We start from the raw sequence: 1,421 nt of genomic DNA, 5'->3' as shown, positions 1-1,421 counted from the left end.
CACTTCATATAAAAAGGGGGAGAAACATGAATAGTTTTCCAGAGTGTAGAAATAGCAGGATTAAAGTTTCCCATAAGGATTTAAATCATAAAAATATTTCGGCAGGTTTGATTGCAGGAATATTCGTTATTACGGGACCTACTGCTCTTATATTGGAAGCAGCAACAAAGGGAAACTTCAGTTCCTCACAGACGGTTCTATGGATATTTGCAGTCTATGTATTTGGAGGATTATTTGGCATTATTCTTCCCATGTATAGTCGGATACCGATTGTTGGCGGCCATACGCTTACTGGTGTTGCATTCCTGACAACGATGACATCCCAGTTTAGCTACCATGAATTAATCGGAGCATATCTTATTTCAGGCATTTTAATGGTACTCATTGGATTTCTGGGTTTTTTCTCAAAATTGATTAAGTTGGTGCCTAAAGAAATTATTTCGGCAATGCTGGCAGGAATGATTACAAACTATATGGTGAATTTTATTATTTCCATCAACAAGCTAATATTAATTGGATTTATTCCTTTGGTGGCCTTTTTTATTTTTAGCAGGTGGAAAATAAAAATTCCGCCTGTAATTGCAGCGATTGTCATTGGAACTATATTATTGATCCTGTTCTATCCATTGAATAACATTAAATGGAATTCTGGAGTGATTATGCCCGAAATTCAATTACCTGATTTTAATATAGTAAGTTTCCTTTCTGTTTCTATCCCGCTTGCTTTTCTCATTTTAAGCAACGATGCAGCAGTTGCGGTCGGTGCATTGGAAAAAAATAATTATCGGACCCCGATCAATCAAATTATTTCCTTTAGCGGATTATTTTCAATCATAACAAGCTTTTTTGGAGGTCAGTCTGCAAATATTGCTGGAATGGCAACAGTAATATGTGCAGATGAAGAGGCAGGTCCCAAGGAAAAAAGATACATGGGGGCTGTAGTGGCGGGTGCTCTTCTTCTCGTTTACGGTTTATTCTCTTGGAAACTGGTTCCACTAATCCAAGCTTTACCGAAAGAGTTCATTTCAATGATTGCTGGATTTTCGCTTCTCGGTGTATTTGGAAATAGTTTACATCAATCTTTCTCAAAGCAAACAATGAAAATAAGTACTGTATTTGCCTTCATTATTGCCTTATCAAAGATTACCTTATTAAGTATAAGTGCGCCCGTTTGGTCCTTACTTGTTGGTTCTCTCATTGCACGATATATTGAAAATGATACTATAGGAAAAATTGAAAAAAAGGAAAAAGAAACAGCTTAACTTATAAAAGTAAAATGAATTTTGGCCCTATAAAAAGGAAGAATTCAATTAACGAATTCTTCCTTTTTTCTGTAACTGTACACTTTCTTTTCATCAGAGCCTATATGAACCATTTTCTCAAATCAGATTAAAAGGGAATTAAGAAGTATGTTAACACCC

General features: G+C 35.5%; 1 protein-coding gene. It reads left to right on the top strand.

All coding sequences use genetic code 11. From position 1 onward, the window contains the following. Positions 1-26 precede the first annotated feature (26 nt). A complete protein-coding gene (locus tag V7659_RS29350) occupies positions 27-1,262 on the top strand; it encodes a benzoate/H(+) symporter BenE family transporter (RefSeq protein WP_335543571.1) in 1,236 nt (411 codons plus the stop codon). Positions 1,263-1,421 lie beyond the last annotated feature (159 nt).

The organism is Neobacillus drentensis, assembly GCF_036966985.1.
Taxonomy (GTDB): Bacteria; Bacillota; Bacilli; order Bacillales; family Cytobacillaceae; genus Neobacillus; species Neobacillus drentensis_E.
Note: the sequence above shows the minus strand (reverse complement) of the source record. Positions and strands in the feature narration are given on the sequence as shown.